Below are 19,144 nucleotides of genomic sequence, written 5' to 3'. Positions count from 1 at the left end.
GAAAGGCCCCCATTCCGGCCACAACTCGCAGGTCTTTTGATGGACCCGTCGGTGTGCAGCTCGTCATTGACGCGGACCCTATCGCGACAATTCAGGAGGGACAAGGTGTTATTTGCGTTCGCCAGCCGTTCCGTCAGCAGCCATGCCATTTCGCCGGGCGAGCACATATTTCAGCCTGCGGACCGCCATCTCCGCCGCCTGCCGCTGCGAGAGATTCGCGGGCACGGGAACAGACACCTCGGTGAGGGTCACCGGATCGAGGGCCGAAACCTTGACGTAGGCACCCAGCTGGTGAAACTCGATGATGTATTGGTCTTCGGACAAGGAATGCCTCTTCTCCTGCGGGGGCGGACGCATAGCTCGCATGCAAGCGCGGCAAAGCACTCATTGCCGCACATGCATGCCCTGCGCCAGCCCGCCCTGTCGCACGCTCGGTCACCATGATATAGCATCCGCCGGCTAAAGGTTAAGCAACGACAGAAAACCATCGGAGTACTGCCATGAGTTCCGCCCGGACGCCCAAACCCGAGTTCAAATGGGAAGACCCCCTCCTCCTGGACTCGCAACTCAGCGAAGAAGAGCGGTTGGTGCGCGACACGGCGCGTGGCTACGCCCAAGACAAGTTGATGCCGCGTGTCCTTGCCGCCAACCGGCATGAGAAATTCGACCGCGAGATCATGAACGAGCTGGGTGAACTCGGCCTGCTCGGCTCCACCATCGATGGTTATGGCTGCGCCGGCACCAATTATGTCTCCTATGGCCTCGTCGCCCGCGAAGTCGAGCGCGTCGATTCCGGCTATCGCTCGGCGATGTCGGTGCAGTCTAGCCTGGTCATGCACCCCATCTACGCCTATGGCAGCGAAGCGCAGAAGCAGAAATGGCTGCCCAAGCTGGCGACCGGCGAACTGGTCGGCTGCTTCGGCTTGACCGAGCCCGATCACGGTTCCGATCCGGGAAGCATGAAGACCCGCGCCAAAAAGGTCGATGGCGGCTATAGCGTGACCGGCGCCAAGATGTGGATCACCAATTCGCCGATCGCGGATATCGCGGTGGTCTGGGGCAAGACCGAGGACGACGTCATCCGCGGCTTCGTGCTGGAACGCGGCATGAAGGGCTTCTCGACCCCCAAGATCGAGGGGAAGTTCTCCCTTCGCGCCTCGGTCACCGGCGAGATCGTCATGGATAACGTCTTCGTGCCGGATGAGAATCTGCTGCCCAATGCCAAGGGTCTGGGCGGTCCGTTCGGATGCCTCAACAACGCCCGCTATGGCATCGCCTGGGGTGCCCTGGGGGCTGCCGAGTTCTGCTGGCACGCCGCGCGCCAGTACACGCTGGACCGTAAGCAGTTCGGCCGTCCCTTGGCCGCGAACCAGCTGATCCAGAAGAAGCTTGCCGACATGCAGACCGAGATCGCCCTGGGCCTGCAGGCCTGTCTGCAGGTGGGTCGCATGAAGGATGCCGGAAATTGCCCGCCGGAAGCGATTTCGCTGATCAAGCGCAATTCCTGCGGCAAATCGCTCGATATCGCCCGCGTTGCGCGCGACATGCACGGCGGCAACGGCGTGTCGGACGAATTCCACGTCATTCGCCATGTCATGAATCTCGAGGCCGTGAACACCTATGAAGGGACGCACGACATCCATGCCCTGATCCTGGGCCGTGCGCAGACGGGTCTGCAGGCCTTTACCGGCGCCTAAACGCCCGAGATATCGGACCGAAACGGGGCGCGATTTTGTCGCGCCCCGTTTTCTTTACCAGCGCAACTGCGCCCGGCCGCTCGCCATCGTCTATTTTTATAACTTTATCAATGGCTTAATTGGAAGATCGTCGGTGGGGCCGACAAATCACCGCATTGCAGTTGTCAGCAATCTTACCTTAAATGGCGCCACCCGACTCATCGCTGCATGCGACATCGCGTGAGATCGGGTATAGGCCGCTAACGGACCGCCGATCCCACTTCACCCGATATTCGCCAAGGAATTGCCCGTGTCGACATCACCATCCGCAGACGCCGCGCCGTTGAGGGGCAAACGCGCCCCGCTGCAGCGCCTGCTCTATCTGCCGATGGAGATCGCCTCGCGCGAGCTGGATTCGCGCCTGCTGCTCGCGGCCCTGGCGCTCAAGCGCGGTTTCGAAGTGGTGCTGGGCCAGAAATGGCTGATCGAGCGCAATGTCGACGTCATGCCGCCGGGGATCTACCTGTCGAAGACGCTGACCCAGCGCGACGCCAAATCGCTGGTTCAGGCCAAGGAGCGCGGCTACGTGGTCGCTGCGATCGATGAGGAAATGCCGGGCTTGGTCACCTCGCCCGATGAACTGCGCTGGATCGCCGATGACGCGGTCGACGTCACCGACAGGATCTTCATCAGCGGCGAACATAATTCCGCCTCGGTCCGCCAACGCTTCCCGAAAGCCGCAGGGCGCGTGATAAGCGCGCTCAACCCGCGCTGGGACCTGCTGCGGCCGGGCTTGCGCGACTTTTATGAGCAGGAAGCGGCGGCGCTACGTGCCCGGTTCGGTTCCTTTATCCTCATCAACACCAATCTCGGATTCACGAATTCGGAAAAAGGATCGGCCGAAGAGATCATCAGCGAGCAGGAGCGCCTCGGCAAGCTGTCGATGGCGAACCCAAAGCATGTCGCCTATGTGAATGGGATCCTGGCGATGGAATCCGCCAACCGCGAAACGATCGTGCGGTTGATCGACGAATTGCCAAAGCGTTTCCCGGACCGACGCATTGTCTTGCGCCCTCACCCCAGCGAACGCCTGGATACGTGGCGCTCGCAGGTCGACGGGCATGCCGTCGTCGACGTCATCCGCGAGGGCCCGGCGATCCCGTGGATTCTAGCGGCCGACGTGCTGGTTCACACCAATTGCACCACGGGCGTCGAAGCCGCGGCGCTCGATACGCCAGCCGTATGCGTCCTGCCGACCGAGACGGCAACCAACGACCGCTACCTCTCCAACCGGGTCAATCCGGTGGCGCGCACGGTCGAGGAGACGCTGGACCTGATCGATGCCGCCGGGACCATGCATGCCAACGCGAATTTCTATTCCCGCGACATGCGCGATGCCTTCCGCAAGGCGATGTCCTATGAGGACAATCATCTGGGTGCCGAGCATGTCCTCAACGAACTGGAAGAAATGGCCCATGAGCGCGGCATGCCGCAGCAGCGCGCCGGCAGCAGCCGCTTCCGGCCGCAGATGGGATTTGCCTGGAACCTTGAAGACAAGAATGTGCGCGGCGCCTTGTTCCCAAGCCTGGAACAGGATCATGTCGCCAGCCGAATAGCAGCCATTGCCAAGGTGATCGGCGTGTCGATCAGCCCGCAGGTCCATGAATGCGGCAGCAAGGTGATGCTGCTCAGCGCCCACGACCTGCCGATCGATGTCAAGCTGCGCCGCTTCTTCGGCATGACGCGCACTGCCTGAGTGGTCGCCGCCGCCTTCATGCCCAGGAAACCCGTCACGGCAATCATCGTCCAGGCCAGGCTCGGCTCTTCGCGCCTCCCTGGCAAGATCCTGCAGAAAATCGGCGGCCGCACGGTTCTTGAACACGACATTGCCCGCCTGAAATCCGTTCGTGGCGCCGATCTGGTCGTCATTGCCACGACCGACAAGGACAGCGACACCGTCGTCGCCGACGCCGCCACGGCGGCCGGCGCCCTCGTCTTTCGCGGCGATGAGACGGATGTCTTGGCCCGTTACCTCGGCGCGGCGCGCATGGTCGATGCCGACGTCGTCATGCGGGTCACCAGCGATTGTCCGCTGATCGACAGCGCCATCTGCGACGCGGTTCTGGCGCTGCGTGCCGCGACCGGTGCCGATTACGCCGCCAACAACATGCCGCGGCTCTTCCCGCACGGCCTCGATTGCGAAGCCTTCACGCGCGCTGCCTTGGAGCGCGCCGCCAACGAGGCAACCGACGCTTACGACCGCGAGCATGTGACGCCTTGGTTGCGCCGCATGCCCGGGCTGACGCGCGCCAATCTGACCGGCCCCGGCTGGCCGGCCAACCAGCAGCGCTGGACGCTCGATTTCCCCGAGGACCTCACCTTCTTCGCCGACCTGTTTGCCGAGATGCCGCTCGATCCGGTGCCGGATTGGCAGGCGGTGCTGTCCTATCTCGGCCAGCACCCGCAGCTGGTGCAGGCCAATGCCCGGCATCGTGCCGGTTCGCCGATGGCCAGCGATGCCGATGCGCCGGTCGCCGTCTTCCGTTTTGAAGCCAATGCCAGGATCGGCAGCGGCCATGCCATGCGCTGCAATACGCTGCAGGCACGGCTGGAAGCGCTGGGCTGGCGCTGCTATTGGGCCATCGATTCCGCCAGCGCCCAATTCCTGGCCGCCAGCGTGCCACCAGGCGCCTTGATTGAGTTGCATAGTGTCGGTCCCGCGGAGACCGCCGGGGAAATTGCGGCTGCGGCGGGCAGCTGCGACCTGCTGGTTATCGATCATTATGGGATCGATGTGGCGTTTGCCGCAGCGATGCGGCCTTATGCCAATCGCATCGTCTATATCGACGATCTCGCCGACCGGCAGATAGACGCCGATGTCGTCATCAATTCCACGCCGAACTTCACGCCCCGGCAATACGCGCCGTTGACCCGGGGCATGGCGCGTTGCCTGCTGGGCCCGGATTTCGCCTTGCTGCGACAGCAATTCCTGGCAACGCGCGCCAAGCGCCCGCAGCCATCGACCGGGGCGATCAGCAAGGTCCTGATCGCCTTTGGCGGCGTCGATCCATTGGATGGCAGCAGCCTTGCGCTGGAAGCCGTCATGGCGCGGCCATCTTTGACGGCCACCGTGGTTCTTGGCAGCGGTGCACCTTATCTCGGCCATGTGACCCACCTGGCCGCCGCCCATCCGGGCCGCGTGCGGGTTCTGACGGATCTGGCCGACATGGCTGGTTGCCTTGCCGCGGCAGATCTGGTCATCGGCGCGCCTGGCACCTCGACCTGGGAGCGCTGTAGCCTCGGCTTGCCCTCCATCCTGATCGGCATCGCGGACAACCAGCGCGCCAATGCCGCCATCGTGAAAGAGCGGGGGGCGGGATTGATTGCCGGTTTCCTGACCGACACGGCACGCCCCATTGTCGCCGAGGAACTGGGTCGGCAGATCGATCGCTTGATGGCCGAACCAGCGTTGCTGAGCGGTCTAGGCGAAGCGGCGGCCACCTTGTGCGATGGTCGCGGCGTTCAGCGCGTCATCGCCGCCCTCGTCCAACGTCAGGAACTGAAGAACGGGCTTTCACTTGAGCTGCGCCTCGCCGAGGCAACGGACGAACAATCTCTGCTTGACTGGCAATCAGCACCGGAGACGCGCCGCTACGCCCTCACTCCCAAGATCCCGACGCCAGCGGAGCACCACGACTGGCTCCAGAAGAAGCTTGCCTCGGACCGCGACTGGTTCTTGATCGGCGAGGTCGCTGGCGCGCCCGTGGGCTTCGTGCGCCTCGATTGGATGGGCGAGGACAAGGGGCGACCGCAATATCTGATCTCGATCGCGACCGCGCCCGGGCATTATGGCAAGGGTATCGGCAGTGCGCTGTTGAAGGCAGCACGCAACCTGGCGCCCGGTGGGCATTTTTACGCAAAGGTGCTGGCAGAGAACGTCGCCTCAATGGCATTGTTCACCAGCGCAGATTACGTCCTGGCGGCGGACGGGTATTTCCATTCCGATCCCGCAAGGCGCAAGGAGGCTTGATGCAACGCGTTACCATCGCCGGTCGGGAAATCGCTCGTGACCGGCCCCCTTATGTCATCGCCGAACTGTCGGCCAACCATAATGGCAGCCTGGAGCGCGCCAAGGAGATCCTGCGTGCCGCCAAGAAGGCCGGTGCCGATGCCTTGAAGCTGCAGAGCTACCGCGCCGACACCATCACCATCGATCATGACGGCCCTGATTTCCGCGTAAAGGGGGGCCTGTGGGACGGCGCCCGCCTGTTCGACCTCTATAAGGAAGCGGCGATGCCGTGGGACTGGCACGAGCCGCTCTTTGCGCTGGGACGCGAGCTTGGCATCGCCGTCTTCAGTTCGCCCTTCGATCATACGGCGGTCGACATGCTGGAGCAGTTGGGCGCGCCCGCCTACAAGATTGCGTCGCTCGAACTATGCGATATTCCGCTCATCCAGTATGTGGCGAGGACCGGCAAGCCGATGATCATGTCGACGGGCGCATCGGAGCTGGGCGAAATCGCGGATGCGGTCGCGGCGGCGCGTGGCGCCGGCTGCAAGGAACTGATCCTCCTCAAATGCACCAGCGGCTATCCGACCCCACCGGCCGAAAGCTATTTGAAGACCATTCCGCACCTCACCGACATGTTCGACTGCGTCGTCGGCCTGTCCGATCATACGATGGGGACCGCCGTTCCGGTCGCCGCGACCGCCTTGGGTTCGGCCCTGGTCGAGAAGCATTTCACCCTCGCCCGCGCCGATGGCGGCGTCGATTCCGCCTTCAGCCTGGAACCGGCCGAGCTGACGCAGATGATCAGCGACATCAACACGGCCTGGGCGGCGATGGGATCGGTGCATTACGGGCCTACCGCCTCTGAAGCCGGCATCCGGCCCCTGCGCCGCTCGCTCTATATCGTGAAGGATGTGAAGGCCGGCGATGTGATCGGGCCGGAGCATGTCCGCTCGATCCGGCCGGGCAAGGGCTTGGCACCGAAATACCTGCCAGACGTGGTGGGCCGCCGGGCGGCACGCGATCTGACGCGTGGCACAGCCGTCGACTGGACGATGCTGGCCGCCGCCAATTGAGTCGATCGCTGGCAAAAACAGAAGCGGCGCGGACCACCTGGGTGGCCGCGCCGTCTTCCTGAACCGGTAAAACGCCGCTTAGCGCGGCGCGTAATCCATCGAGGCGGCCCAGAAACGCTCGAGGCGGCGCAGGGTCAGATTGACCCCGTCCAACTCGCCGTCCTTGAAAGTCTCGCTGTTAAGGGCGTTCAAGTGCTTGTCGTACATCTCGTGCATCTTCTGCACGACGGCCAGGGCCTTTTCCGACAATTTCACATGAACCGCGCGGCGGTCATGGGGCGAACGCTCCTGAATAAGATAGCCGTTCTCGACCATCTTCTTCACGTTGTAGGAGACGTTTGAACCCAGGTAATAGCCCCGGTTGGTCAGTTCGCCAACGGACAGCACATCGCTGCCGATATTGAACAGGATCATGGCCTGGACGTTGTTGAGATCCCGGATGCCCTGTCGATCAAGATCCGCCTTGATCACTTCAAGACATTCGCGATGCAGGCGCTCAACCAGCGCGATCGTTTCCAAATAAGCTTTTTTCACCGCTAATCCCCAGTAGCGCAGCGCGCCCAACAATGGTCGCGAGTCGGTTTCAAGCTAGCTACCCATCGTAAAGCAATGGTTAATCAGACGCCAGTCCGGTCACACCCTATACATACATTTTCGCATCCTGCCGGGCGCTTAGGTAGGCCCTGCCCGCCTTCACCGGCCGGGGGCCACCCAATCTTTAACGCCCGGCATGGGGTCGAAATAGGCCTCTACGGTCGCCGCGGAAACACTGCCAAGGTCCGCCGGCTGCCATTTCGGCGCCCCGTCCTTGTCGACCAACTGGGCCCGGACGCCTTCAAAAAAGTCTGGCGCCACCATGAAATGCTGCACCAGGCGGAAGTCTGTCTTCAAGACCTCGGCCAAATCCTTGCCGCGCGAATTGGCGATGTGGGCGAAAGTGACCCGCAGGCTGGTCGGCGAATGGCTTTTGAGGGCCTTCAGGGTTTCGACCGCCCAGACATCGCGCCGGGCGCCGAGCACCGTCATGATCTCGTCCAGGGTCTTCAAACCGAAGACGGCCTCGATATTGGGCAGCATCTGCTCGATACCGGCGGTTTCGACCGGTAGACGTAGGTCATCGAGCTTGTCGATCGCAATCTCCCCCACCCGACCGCTACCGATAAAGTACTTGGTCAGGCCGACCCGCACCACGCCAGGCCCACGCAAAGCAAGGCCGATCAGCGCGAGGATCTGAGCCACCGCCGGTGAAGCGCGGTTGAGGAAATGCGCCGCGCCGACATCGGGAAAAAGGCCGATGCGGCATTCCGGCATGGCAAAGACGGTCTTATGCGTCACGACTGGGTGCGAGCAGTTGAGGGCGATCCCGGCGCCACCCCCCATGACGATCCCATCCATCACCGCGATGATCGGTTTCTTATAGGTCGCCAGTCGATAGTTGAGCGTGTATTCGCGCCGATAGAAATCCTCGAGCAAGCCCATATCGCCACGCAGCTTGGCTTCGCGCACGGCCTTCACGTCGCCGCCGGCACAGAACGCCTTGTCGCCGGCGCCGGTGATGATGATGGCCTTGATGTCGGCCCGCATTTCCCAGGCAGCAAGCTGGGCCGTCATGGCATCGATCATCTCCAGCGTCAGGGCATTCAATGCCTGCGGCCGGTTCAGCACGATGCGGCCATGGCCATTCTCGATGGAAAAGAGGACGTCTTGAAATGTGCTCATTGCGGGGAAGCCTGGAATTTGATCGGGCGGGTTTCATCGGACATGCGGCGGACGGCGTCAAGCCGCCTTGACATCAACGCCCGATCAGGACCATTCTCCGCCCGCGCCGATTTGAAGCTCAGCTTGCGGGCGCGTTAAAAATGCAGCTAAAGCGCGGTTCCGTAAAGGAAATCTCGTTTTAGCTGCCCGCCCGTCGATGACGCGGCGGGTTTTGTTTTTTTGGCTTGGTCCACCGCAAACGGACCCGCGGCATTTGAGGGGCAGCTTGCACCGCGTCACCAAAAGCTAAAGCGCTTCGATGCCATGGCCCCAGGCGGAACAGTAACCCTTGGAGGGACCATTGCGATGACGACCGAAACTGACACCACCCGTCACCGCCTGCAGGACGAGATCCGCCGCGAACCCGCGCGCGCGCAGATCACCCTGAAGGCGCGTGCCGGGACCGCCACCCAAACCGCCCGGCCGGAGGTCGACCACGTGCAGCGGGTGCTGGAAGCACTGGCCGGCAGCCTTGCCGCCACCTATCGGCGTTTTGCCGCGGCGCTCGACATCCCCCTCACCGATGTCGAGATCCGGGTCGAAGCGGGCCTCGATCTTAACGGTATTGCTGCGGCAGACGATGGTGTGCGGGCCGGTCCAAGTCATGTACGTGCGGAAGCACGCCTGACCAGCAGCGCAGACATCTACGACCTGGAGCGCCTGCGTATCACGATCGAGAGACACGATCCGATCCTGGATCTGCTACGCCACGCAACACCCACGCGACTTGAGATTTCCATAAACCTGCGGGACAGTAATCCACTCGCCGCCTGAAAAAATACACTTGGGAGAAGTATAATGACCGCCAGCAAACACCCTGAAACGATCGTGCTCCACGCCGGCCATCGCCGCGACGCGGCGACCAACTCGGTTGCCGTGCCGATCTATCAGACGACATCCTACCAGTTCGACGACAGCGCCCATGCAGCCGACCTCTTCGGCCTCAAGCGCTTCGGCAATATCTATACCCGCATCATGAACCCGACCACGGCGGTGCTCGAAGAGCGCCTTGCCGCACTCGAGGGCGGCGTCGCAGCACTCGCAGTCTCATCCGGCCAGGCCGCCTCGGCCTTCGCGATCCAGAACATCGCCAAAGCCGGCGACAACATCGTCTCCTCGACCGATCTCTATGGCGGCACCTGGAACCTTTTCGCCAACACGCTCAAAGACCAGGGCATTGAGGTGCGCTTCGTCGATCCGAAGGACCCGGAGGCCTTCGCCAAGGCGACGGATGCCAAGACCCGCGCCTATTATGCCGAGACGCTGCCCAACCCGAAGCTGCGCGTCTTCCCCATCAAGGAAGTCGCCGATATCGGCCGCAAGCTGGGCGTGCCGCTCATTATGGACAACACGGCAGCCCCGATCCTCAGCCGCCCCTTCGATCATGGTGCGGCCATCGTCGTCTATTCGACCACGAAATATATTGGCGGTCACGGCACCTCGATCGGCGGCGCCATCATTGATGGCGGCAATTTCGACTGGGAAGCCAATGCCGCGCGCTTCCCCGGCCTCAACCAGCCGGACCCCTCCTATCACGGCGCCGTCTGGACCCAGGCCGTGAAGCCCTTGGGCCCCATCGCCTATATCATCAAGGCGCGCGTCACCTTGCTGCGTGATCTTGGCTCGGCGATGAGCCCGTTCAATGCCTTCATGTTCATTCAAGGGCTGGAGACCCTGCCCTTGCGCATGCGCGAGCATGTGAAGAACGCGCAGGCGGTGACGGATTATCTCAACAGCCATCCGGCGGTGACCAAAGTCATCCATCCGAGCCTTGCCACCGGCGAGGACAAGCGCCGCGCCGACACCTATCTCAAGGGCGGCTACGGTGCCCTCGTCGGCTTCGAGATCAAGGGCGGCCTCGATGCCGGCCGCCGCTTCATCGACTCACTGAAGCTGCTCTACCACGTCGCCAATATCGGCGATGCGCGGAGCCTGGCGATCCATCCGGCCTCGACCACACACTCGCAGCTCTCGCCCGAAGAGCAGCTTTCGAGTGGTGTGTCCGATTCCTATGTCCGCCTCTCGATCGGCATTGAGCATATCGACGACATCCTCGCCGATATCGCCCAGGCCCTCGACGTGGCAAACGGCACAGCGAAGGCGGCCGAATAAGCCCAAAGTCGGCACCTGGACCGGCCTCCTGGCCGGTCCAGGCATTTGCAGGCCAACCGAATAGACTCGCTACTTGCGGGCTTTAGGCCCTATATGCGCGATCAACCCATGGGGTGCGATCATGCGCTACGACATCTATCGCCGCGACAACCTGATGCTGGTGTTCGAAACCGGCAAACAACCGACCGAAATGAACCTTACCAGCTGGAAAAGGCTGCATATCGGGGTCAACGGAGATGTTCTGGCCAATGGGACGAAGCCCATCAGCCAAATCGACCGGGAAATCTCGCAAAACGGCATGACGACGGTGCCGGTCAAACACGTCGCCCGCCAGACCTGATCGGGCGCAGGAGTGAATATGCTTTACGACATCTACCGGCGGAGCGCCGAATACATGGTCTTTCCCGCATCGACCCCGCCTACTAGCTTCGATGCCCGGCGGGACAAGTGGAAGATCCAGAAGGAAGCCGCCCCTGAGCGCCTGATCGTGGCGCTGGGCAAGCCCATGGCGCAGATAGAGGCGGATATCGCCAAGACCGGCTTCTCACTCATCCGCGACCGATTGCAGCGCGCCTAGCCTGCCGTCGGCTCTGCGGCGTGTCGTCCATTGCGCTTGAGGCTGGGGCGTTGTATCGGACGGTATCCCCTACCGATCGAGCCAGCCATGACCGAGCACAGCCATGACCGTCACGCCAAGCGTCAGCCTTTCGGCCAGTTTCCGCGTATTCGCCTGCGGCGCACGCGCCAGGAGGATTGGTCGCGCCGATTGGTGGCCGAGAATGCGCTGACGGTCAACGACCTGATCTGGCCGGTTTTCGTCAAGGAAGGCGGTCCGGCCCGTGAGGCTGTCCCCTCCATGCCGGGCGTCGATCGCCTCACCATCCCAGCGCTCCTCAAGGCCGCCGAAAAGGCGGCCAAGCTCGGCATCCCCGCCCTCGCCCTCTTTCCGGTCGTCCCGCGAGAGAAGAAATCGGCCGGCGCGGAGGAGGCCTTCCGCGCCGACAATCTGTGCAACCGTGCGGTGAAGGCGCTTAAAAAAGCCGTGCCGGAAATCGGCGTCATCTGCGATGTGGCGCTCGATCCCTATACCGATCACGGCCATGACGGGCTGATGCAGAACGACGTCATCCTCAATGACGAAACGATCGCGGTTCTCATTCGCCAGACCTTGGCGCAGGCCGAGGCCGGCGTCGATATCGCAGCCCCTTCCGACATGATGGATGGCCGCATCGGCCGCATCCGCGACGCCCTCGACGCCGCCGGCTTCGAACGCGTGAAGATCATGTCGTATGCCGCAAAATATGCGAGCGGCTTCTATGGTCCGTTCCGCGATGCGGTCGGCTCCAAATCCTCGCTCGGCAAGGGTGACAAGCGCACCTACCAGATGGACAGCGGCAATGGCGACGAGGCCGTGCGCGAATGCGCGCTTGATGTCGCGGAAGGCGCCGACATGCTGATGGTGAAACCCGGCCTCCCATATCTCGACATCGTCTGGCGCGTGAAGGAAGCCTTCAAGCTACCGACCTTCGCCTATCAGGTCTCTGGCGAATACGCGATGATCAAGGCCGCGGCGCAGAACGGCTGGCTCGACAATGACCGCGTCGTGATGGAAAGCCTGCTCTGCTTCAAGCGTGCTGGGGCGGACGGCATCCTCACTTACAGCGCCATCGAAGTGGCGGAGAAGCTGGCGAAGGCGTAGTGACGCCTGGCGCAAATATTATATCCGTCATGCCCGGGCTTGACCCGGGGATGACGAAGGCAGGACGCCGGGCATCTCCCTTTTGGCTTCGAGTGCCACTTGAGTGCCTCCTTCGGAGAAGCGCGCGATGTCAATGCGCCTTGTGACGCAGGACATCGAGGAAGCGCAGGATCGCCATGTCGTACCAGGGGCGATCGAGGCCGATGCCGTGGAAGCCCACATGGCCACCCGAAACGGGCAGCTTCAGTTGCAGATAGGGGTTGTCGTCCCAGCGCACCTGGCCGTAGCAGGTGACGGGTATCCACGGATCGTCCGACGCGTGAATGACCAGCGTCGGCACGCGGATGCTGCCGAGACGCGGTGCCGCTGAGCAATCGGCATAGTATTCCTGCGCGTCGCGATAGCCGGCCTCCGGCGCCACGATGCGGTTGTCGAATTCGGTGATGGTGCGGATATCCTTGGCATCGTGGCCGCGCTCCTGGCGCATGCCATCGATGAGATGGGCGTGATAGAGCCGGTTGCGCTTGGACGTGATGCAGTGCGCCGTCGCCCGCAGGTCGATCGGCGCCGAGATCGTGACGGCACCCAGCAGGTCGGCATTGGCGCCAATCTCGCTCAGATATTTCAACAGGACATTGCCACCCAGCGAATAACCGATGGCGACAACGCCGTGGCGCTTCAGCTTCACGTCAAGATCGAGGATGACCGATGCGATGTCTTCGCTGCGCCCGGCGTGATAGGTCGTCTTGGCAAAGTCGCGGCCCGGCCCGGCACCACGCAGATTGAGGCGCATCACCGGATAGCCGGCCGCCAGCAAATGCCCTGCGGTGACGCGGCAGTAATAGCTGTCCTCGCTGCCCGACAAGCCGTGGATCAACAGCACCAAGGGTCGCCGGCCAGGATGGCCGGGTCGGTGGAGTTTGGCGATGAGACGATCACCACTGCCGTCATGGCAGTTGAAGATATGTCCCTCGCCCGGCCATTGATCGAGCGTGTCCTTGGGCGGGCGCAGCCAGTTGCGCAATGTCTGCAGGTCGCCGCCCCGCCACAGCCGCAAGGGCCGGAAAGGCGGCAGCTCGATTTTCTGCAATATCCTCAGTTCGCCGTCAGCCATTCCTCGATCAGGCCTATCTGGTCGGGCGCCATCAGCGCCGGCGCGTGCCCCATGCCGGGCCAGGTCACGAGCTTTGCGCGCGGGCCGCGCTGCGTCATTTCTTCGGCCGTCTGCGGCAGCAGCAGATCGGACTCCGCCCCACGCAATACCAAGGTCGGCACGTTGATACGGTCCCAGACGGGCCACAGGTCCCAGTCCTGGACAGCCATCTTTACGTTGATGGCGATCGCCGGATCATATGCCAGGCCAAAGGTGCCGTCGGACCGCTGCCGATGGCCGTGTGCGACCAGATGCTGCCATTGCGCATCGGTCAAAGGTCCGAACGGCGCCAGCACTTTGCGCAGATGAGTCTCGACTGCCTTGAGCGATGAGAACCGATTATCGAGGCCGACATAGTCTGAGATGCGCAGCAGTGCGGTCTTGGGCACGAAAGGTCCGACATCATTGACCACCAGGCGCCGGATCGGTGTTCCCACTTGCGCCGCCAAGGTCATGCCGATGAGACCGCCCATGGAGGTGCCGACCCAGTCGAGTTCAGAAATGTCGAGGCGTGCGATCAGCGCATTCATGTCGGCGCAGTATTGCGGATAGGCGTAATGCGCCGCGTCGCGCAGCCAGTCGCTGCGGCCGCGACCGACGATATCCGGACAGATCACGCGCGCATGCTTGGCCAGGCGCGTCGCCAGCGCATCGAAATCGCGCCCGTTCCGCGTGAGGCCATGGCAGCAGACGATCGTGCGGGAGGCCGTCGGGTCGCCCCATTCGGTGTAGGCGATGTTGTGGAAACCCGCGGGGCTCAGCCCCAGGAACGATTTCTGCCGCATCACCATCAGCGCACGGACCCGATCGCCTGATCATGGACGACCACCAATGTCTCCGGCGTGAAGCCGTTGAAGCGTGTGGCGAGCGCACTCGAATAAGCGCCGACACGGTCGATCTCGATCCAATCGCCTTCGTCGATATCCGACGGCAGCGAGAAGGTCGAGGGCAGCACATCAAGTGAGTCGCAGGTCGGGCCGTTGAGGATGAAATCCTTGGGCGCCCCCGTCAGCGCGCCATTCAGGCGATGCGCGCGTGCCGGCAGCTTGACACCGGCATCGACGGTTTCGGACAGCGAACCATAGACACCGTCATTGATATAGAGCTGGTCATCCTTCCGGAGCTGCACCTGCGTCACCACCGAAATGGCGTGGGCGACCAGCGCACGGCCGGGTTCGCACATCAGCACGCAATCGCGGCGCAGCTTCAATTTTTTAACACCCTCTTCGATCTCGCGGATGAAATCTTCGAAAGGCGGCATGTTCGTGCCGAGATACTCCGCGGGGAAGCCACCGCCGACATCAAGCCCGACGATATCGACCTTGGCTTTCTCCAAGACATCGCCAACGATCTTCAACGCCTCGCCATAGGCGCCGGGCACCAGGCATTGCGAGCCGACATGGAAGGCAAGACCGACGCGGCAGCCGCGCGACGCCGCGTCGCGCAGCATCGCCGCGGCGTCATCGACATCGGCACCGAACTTGGAGGCCAGGTGATAGAAGGCACCATCGACCGGCGGCGTCTTCAGGCGCACATAGATGGTGAGGCCCTCGGCACCGCCAAGCTCCTGCAAGATCTTATTCAGTTCGCTGGGATGGTCGACGATGTAGGTGTCGATCTCATAGACCTTGGCGGCTGTGCCGATGACGGCACGCCCCTTCACCGGATGCATGAAATAGCAGGCAGCATCAGGGAAGCTCTCGCGCACCTGCGCGATCTCTGGCAAGGACGCCGTATCGAAATGGCGGATGCCGCCCTTGTGCAACGCGCGCAGCACGTCGGGATGCGGGTTGCATTTCACGGCATAGAGCACGCGCCCCGGGAACTGCTCCAGGAAGCGCCCGGCGGCCTGGTTGATGATATCCGGCCGCAGGCAATAGACGGGATAGCTGGGTTTGAGCGCCTCGATCATGCTGCGCACGCTGTCGAATTCCTTGGCCATAACGCACTCCCGAGGCTGAATTCCGCACTTTTCTGGCTTCTAACCCATAGCCCCGGTGTTGTCACCCGCCCCTGGGATCAGCTATCTAAATGCCTAATGAACAAGTCATATTAATGACAGCTGGGAATATCAGGGGGAAAGAGAACATGGCGCAAAGTGGCGCAAGTGCTGCACCCGTCGAGGGACCGCTGGCCGGAATTATTGTGGTCGACCTCACTCGCGTGCTGGCCGGCCCTTTTTGCACCATGCTGCTGGCCGATCTCGGCGCCCGTGTCATCAAGGTGGAAAATCCCAAGGGCGGGGATGATTCCCGTGCCTATGGCCCCTTCATCAACGGCAAGTCGGGGTATTTCATCGCCCAGAATCGTGGCAAGGAATCGATTGCGCTCGACCTCAAAAACGAAGGCGACCAGGCCATTCTGCATCGCCTGTTGAAGCGCGCCGACGTCCTGATCGAGAATTTCCGCCCAGGCACCATGGCGCGCCTCGGCTTCGGGCCGGAGGAAATGAAGAAGCGCTATCCGCAACTCATCTTCGCCTCCACCTCCGGTTTCGGGCAGACCGGACCCTACGCCGACCGCCCAGCCTATGACATCATCGCCCAGGCCATGGGCGGCATCATGAGCATCACCGGCCATGAGGGCAGCGAACCCACGCGCGTCGGCGCCTCGATCGGTGATCTCGGGGCGGGTCTCTTCACGGCCCTTGGCATCGTGTCGGCGCTCCATCACCGCAATCGTTCGGGCGAAGGCATCACTGTCGATGTGGCGATGCTGGACAGCCAGTTGGCGCTGCTCGAGAACGCGATCGCCCGCTATTACTCGACCGGCAAGGCGCCCAAACCCCTGGGCGCCCGCCATCCGTCGATTGCCCCCTTCGAAGCCTACCGTACGCAGGACAGCCATGTCGTCATCGCCTGCGGCAACGATTCCCTGTTCCGCACCTTTTGCGGGGTCATCGAGCATCCGCATCTGGCCGACGATCCGCGCTTTGCCACCAATGCGAAGCGATCGGAGAATGTCGTGGCGCTGAAGGCGGCACTCGAGGCCTTCCTGACCGAAAAGCCCTCGGCGCATTGGCTGGAGCTGTTCAACCGCACCGGCATCCCGTCGGCGCCGATCAATGACGTGGCGCAGGCGATCCATGACCCACAGGTTCAGCACCGGCAGATCGTTCTGCCCGTGGCGGATGAAAGTGTCGCCCCCCTGGCGGTGGCTGGCTCGCCGATCAAGTTCTCCGGCTTTGCGACACCGGCAACGCGGCCGGCAGCACCGGAACTCGATCAGGACCGCGCACGCATCCTGGCCGATTTCCCCTGAAGACGCTAAGGTCGCCCCGTCATCGCGCATGGGGATAAAGAAAGTATGTCAAAAACGTTGCGCTGGGCCTTGCGCATCATCGGCGGCATCTTGTGCCTGCTCGTCGTCATGCCGGTGGGTGGATATCTTTATCTCCGCAGCGGATTGCCGCAGATCGATGGCGAGATCACGCTGAAGGGCATCAAGGCCGCCGTGTCGATCACCCGCGACGACCGCGGCATTCCCACGATCAGCGCGCAATCCAGCAACGACGCCTATTTCGCCCTGGGCTTCGTGCATGCCCAGGATCGCCTGTTCCAGATGGATGGCATGCGGCGCCTGGGCGCCGGCCGCCTGTCCGAGATCCTTGGCGATACCACGCTGGAAACCGACCGGATGATGCGTACGCTTGGCCTCTACCGTTCGGCCGAGGATCAGGTCAATGCGGCAAGCCCCGCACTCAAGGCGGCGCTCACCGCTTATGCCGCAGGTGTGAATGCCTTCATCACCGATCACAGCGGCGCCTGGTCGCCGGAATTCTATCTGTTGAACTATCGCCCCGAGCCCTGGCAGCCGGCGGATTCCCTGGTCTGGGGACGGTTGATGGCCCTCGATCTTTCCAACAACTGGCAGGCGGAGGTCAGCAACCGCTCGCTGAAGCGCGGGGTGCCGGCTTATCTCTATGATCTTCTCGTAACCGCACCCTCGCCCCGGGCCGCCAGCAATGACGATGGCAGCGTTCCAGCATGGCGCCAGCCGCTGAGCGAGGCATCGAACAGCTGGGTGGTGGGTGCCCAGCGTAGCGCCAGTGGCAAGCCGCTCATCGCCAACGACCCGCATCTTGGCCTGGCCCTTCCGTCGACCTGGTATCTGGCACGGATCGAGACGCCGGATATGACCTGGACCGGTGCCACGGCACCGGGTCTCCCCTTCGTCATGATCGGCACCAATGGCCGTGTCGCCTGGACCTTTACGACGACGCATGGCGACACACAGGACCTGTTCGAAGAGAAGCTGGTCGCCGGCCGCGCAGATCAATATGAAACGCCCGATGGGCCGCAGGCCTTCACCGCCCGCCAAGAGACGATCCGCGTCAAAGGCGCCGAGGATGTCGAGATCACCGTGCGCAGCACGCGGCACGGCCCGGTTGTCTCCGATCTCGGCGGCGACCCAGGCACGCCGGACACGGTGCTGGCGCTGAGCTGGACGGCGCTTCTGCCGGGTGACCGCACGCCCGAGGCGATCCTGGGCATCAACAAGGCGCAGGATGCGGCAGCGCTGGAAGTGGCACTGGTCGATTTCCATGCCCCTCAGCAGAATATCGTCTATGCCGACGCCGAAGGGGTGACGGGCTTCATCGCCGCCGGCCGCGTGCCGGAGCGCAGCGCCATTTTCGAGGACAGCCGCTTGCCGGCACCAGGCTGGAACGGCGCCTATGACTGGTTGGGCACCTTGCCCATGTCATCGTTGCCGCAACTCCGCGGCGACAGCGGCGATTTCCTCGTCACCGCCAACAACGATATAAGGCCCCTGGGCTATCGCCCCTTCATCACCGCCGATTGGCCCGACGATGCGCGTGCCAAGCGCATTCGCGCGTTGCTGGGCGCCGAGCCGCAACAGAACCTGGATCGCCTGAAGGCCATCCAGCTCGACAACTACTCCGCCCCCCTGCTCGCTTTCACGCGACACTGGCAGGACGCGGCCAAGAGCGCTGATCCGGAAATGGCCGCCATCCTTGCCGATTGGGACGGATCGATGGATCGCGACGCCGCCGCGCCACTGATTGCCACGATCTGGGTCGACCGTGTCGCCAAGCAGCTCCTTGCCGACGAGATGCGCGGGCATTTTGCCGATTGGTGGTTCTGGCAGATCGACCGGTTGGAGCTTCTGCTGGCCGATGGCCGCGCCTGCGACAACGTGGATAGCCCGGCCAAGGAAAGCTGCACGGATGTCCTCAGCGCAGCCTTCAACGACACCCGACGCGATTTGACGACGGCCTATGGCCGCGATCCGGCGCGTTGGCATTGGGGCGATAGTCATCGCGCACCCTTCAAGCACCCCGTCTACAGCCAGATTCCGGTTCTGAATGACTGGCTCGCCGCCGATCTCTCGACCGATGGCGACTTCTTCTCGGTCAATCGCGGCACCACGCTGCCGCCCCGCAGCGGCGTCGCCCTGCCCCATGTCCATGGCCCCAGCCTGCGGTTCCTGATGGACCTCGCCGACCCCGACGGCGCGCTGTTCGTGCTGGCCGGCGGCCAATCGGGCAATCCATTGTCGCCCCATTTCGCCGACGGCTTGGCCGATTGGCGCGACGGCACCTATCGCGGGCTGAAGGATGGCGGGGTCAATCAGCTTGTCCTGGAGCCCGCAACCGCCCCATGAACGGGCAGCCGAATTGAACTGCAATTCAAGCCCTTG

At 62.9% G+C, this 19,144-nt stretch carries 17 protein-coding genes and 1 riboswitch; of the genes, 11 read left to right on the top strand and 6 right to left on the bottom strand.

Features of this window, described 5'->3' with window-relative positions; genetic code table 11:
* Positions 1 to 108 precede the first annotated feature (108 nt).
* Positions 109 to 324, bottom strand: a complete 216-nt coding sequence (locus SMD31_RS14080) for a DUF6898 family protein (protein WP_320501535.1) — start codon at positions 322 to 324, stop codon at positions 109 to 111.
* A gap of 176 nt (positions 325 to 500) precedes the next feature.
* Between SMD31_RS14080 and SMD31_RS14075 the strand changes: the two genes are divergently transcribed.
* From SMD31_RS14075 to pseI, 4 genes are all read left to right on the top strand, one after another.
* Positions 501 to 1,697: an acyl-CoA dehydrogenase gene (locus tag SMD31_RS14075; protein WP_320501534.1), complete on the top strand. Its 1,197-nt coding sequence runs from the start codon at positions 501 to 503 to the stop codon at positions 1,695 to 1,697.
* Positions 1,698 to 1,986: 289 nt separating this feature from the next.
* Positions 1,987 to 3,432: a surface carbohydrate biosynthesis protein gene (locus SMD31_RS14070; protein ID WP_320501533.1), complete on the top strand. Its 1,446-nt coding sequence runs from the start codon at positions 1,987 to 1,989 to the stop codon at positions 3,430 to 3,432.
* A gap of 18 nt (positions 3,433 to 3,450) precedes the next feature.
* Positions 3,451 to 5,706 (top strand): UDP-2,4-diacetamido-2,4,6-trideoxy-beta-L-altropyranose hydrolase, encoded by a 2,256-nt coding sequence (gene pseG / locus SMD31_RS14065; RefSeq protein WP_320501532.1) that lies wholly within the window; start codon positions 3,451 to 3,453, stop codon positions 5,704 to 5,706.
* Positions 5,706 to 6,761 (top strand): pseudaminic acid synthase, encoded by a 1,056-nt coding sequence (gene pseI, locus SMD31_RS14060; protein ID WP_320501531.1) that lies wholly within the window; start codon positions 5,706 to 5,708, stop codon positions 6,759 to 6,761. Before pseG ends, pseI begins: the two co-directional genes overlap by 1 nt.
* Positions 6,762 to 6,839: 78 nt before the next feature.
* Here pseI and SMD31_RS14055 read toward each other — a convergent pair whose 3' ends face one another.
* The gene (locus SMD31_RS14055; RefSeq protein WP_320501530.1) at positions 6,840 to 7,295 is read right to left on the bottom strand and encodes a MarR family winged helix-turn-helix transcriptional regulator; all 456 of its coding nucleotides are present in this window, start codon (positions 7,293 to 7,295) and stop codon (positions 6,840 to 6,842) included.
* Positions 7,296 to 7,454: 159 nt separating this feature from the next.
* Positions 7,455 to 8,480, bottom strand: a complete 1,026-nt coding sequence (locus tag SMD31_RS14050; RefSeq protein WP_320501529.1) for an enoyl-CoA hydratase/isomerase family protein — start codon at positions 8,478 to 8,480, stop codon at positions 7,455 to 7,457.
* A gap of 93 nt (positions 8,481 to 8,573) precedes the next feature.
* Positions 8,574 to 8,649, top strand: a riboswitch (SAM riboswitch).
* Positions 8,650 to 8,825: 176 nt separating this feature from the next.
* On the opposite strand from SMD31_RS14050, the gene SMD31_RS14045 reads away from it, so the two are divergent.
* From SMD31_RS14045 to hemB, 5 genes are all read left to right on the top strand, one after another.
* On the top strand, positions 8,826 to 9,293 hold the full coding sequence (locus SMD31_RS14045) for an OsmC family protein (RefSeq protein ID WP_320501528.1): 468 nt from the start codon (positions 8,826 to 8,828) through the stop codon (positions 9,291 to 9,293).
* Positions 9,294 to 9,317: 24 nt separating this feature from the next.
* Complete coding sequence (locus tag SMD31_RS14040; RefSeq protein ID WP_407652140.1) at positions 9,318 to 10,631, top strand: O-acetylhomoserine aminocarboxypropyltransferase/cysteine synthase family protein; 1,314 nt, start codon at positions 9,318 to 9,320, stop codon at positions 10,629 to 10,631.
* 121 nt (positions 10,632 to 10,752) lie between these two features.
* Positions 10,753 to 10,971 (top strand): hypothetical protein, encoded by a 219-nt coding sequence (locus tag SMD31_RS14035; RefSeq protein WP_320501527.1) that lies wholly within the window; start codon positions 10,753 to 10,755, stop codon positions 10,969 to 10,971.
* Positions 10,972 to 10,989: 18 nt separating this feature from the next.
* Positions 10,990 to 11,208: a hypothetical protein gene (locus SMD31_RS14030; RefSeq protein WP_320501526.1), complete on the top strand. Its 219-nt coding sequence runs from the start codon at positions 10,990 to 10,992 to the stop codon at positions 11,206 to 11,208.
* 87 nt (positions 11,209 to 11,295) lie between these two features.
* The gene (hemB, locus tag SMD31_RS14025; RefSeq protein WP_320501525.1) at positions 11,296 to 12,330 is read left to right on the top strand and encodes a porphobilinogen synthase; all 1,035 of its coding nucleotides are present in this window, start codon (positions 11,296 to 11,298) and stop codon (positions 12,328 to 12,330) included.
* A gap of 130 nt (positions 12,331 to 12,460) precedes the next feature.
* On the opposite strand, the gene SMD31_RS14020 is transcribed toward hemB, so the two are convergent.
* From SMD31_RS14020 to SMD31_RS14010, 3 genes are read right to left on the bottom strand one after another with little or no spacing between them, the layout of a single operon-like run.
* On the bottom strand, positions 12,461 to 13,444 hold the full coding sequence (locus SMD31_RS14020; protein ID WP_320501524.1) for a YheT family hydrolase: 984 nt from the start codon (positions 13,442 to 13,444) through the stop codon (positions 12,461 to 12,463).
* Positions 13,426 to 14,268: an alpha/beta fold hydrolase gene (locus SMD31_RS14015; protein ID WP_320501523.1), complete on the bottom strand. Its 843-nt coding sequence runs from the start codon at positions 14,266 to 14,268 to the stop codon at positions 13,426 to 13,428. Before SMD31_RS14015 ends, SMD31_RS14020 begins: the two co-directional genes overlap by 19 nt.
* 5 nt (positions 14,269 to 14,273) lie before the next feature.
* A complete protein-coding gene (locus tag SMD31_RS14010; protein WP_320501522.1) occupies positions 14,274 to 15,425 on the bottom strand; it encodes a type III PLP-dependent enzyme domain-containing protein in 1,152 nt (383 codons plus the stop codon).
* A gap of 146 nt (positions 15,426 to 15,571) precedes the next feature.
* Here SMD31_RS14010 and SMD31_RS14005 point away from each other — a divergent pair, with 146 nt between their 5' ends.
* Both SMD31_RS14005 and SMD31_RS14000 read left to right on the top strand, forming a co-directional pair.
* On the top strand, positions 15,572 to 16,744 hold the full coding sequence (locus tag SMD31_RS14005) for a CaiB/BaiF CoA transferase family protein (RefSeq protein ID WP_320501521.1): 1,173 nt from the start codon (positions 15,572 to 15,574) through the stop codon (positions 16,742 to 16,744).
* A 45-nt stretch (positions 16,745 to 16,789) separates the two neighbouring features.
* Positions 16,790 to 19,108, top strand: coding sequence for a penicillin acylase family protein (locus SMD31_RS14000; RefSeq protein WP_320501520.1), 2,319 nt, complete (start codon positions 16,790 to 16,792; stop codon positions 19,106 to 19,108).
* Positions 19,109 to 19,144: the final 36 nt, after the last annotated feature.

This window comes from Dongia rigui, from assembly GCF_034044635.1.
In the GTDB taxonomy this organism is placed as follows: domain Bacteria; phylum Pseudomonadota; class Alphaproteobacteria; order Dongiales; family Dongiaceae; genus Dongia; species Dongia rigui.
The sequence above is the reverse complement of the archived record's forward strand: the minus strand, read 5'-3'. Positions and strand labels throughout refer to the sequence as shown.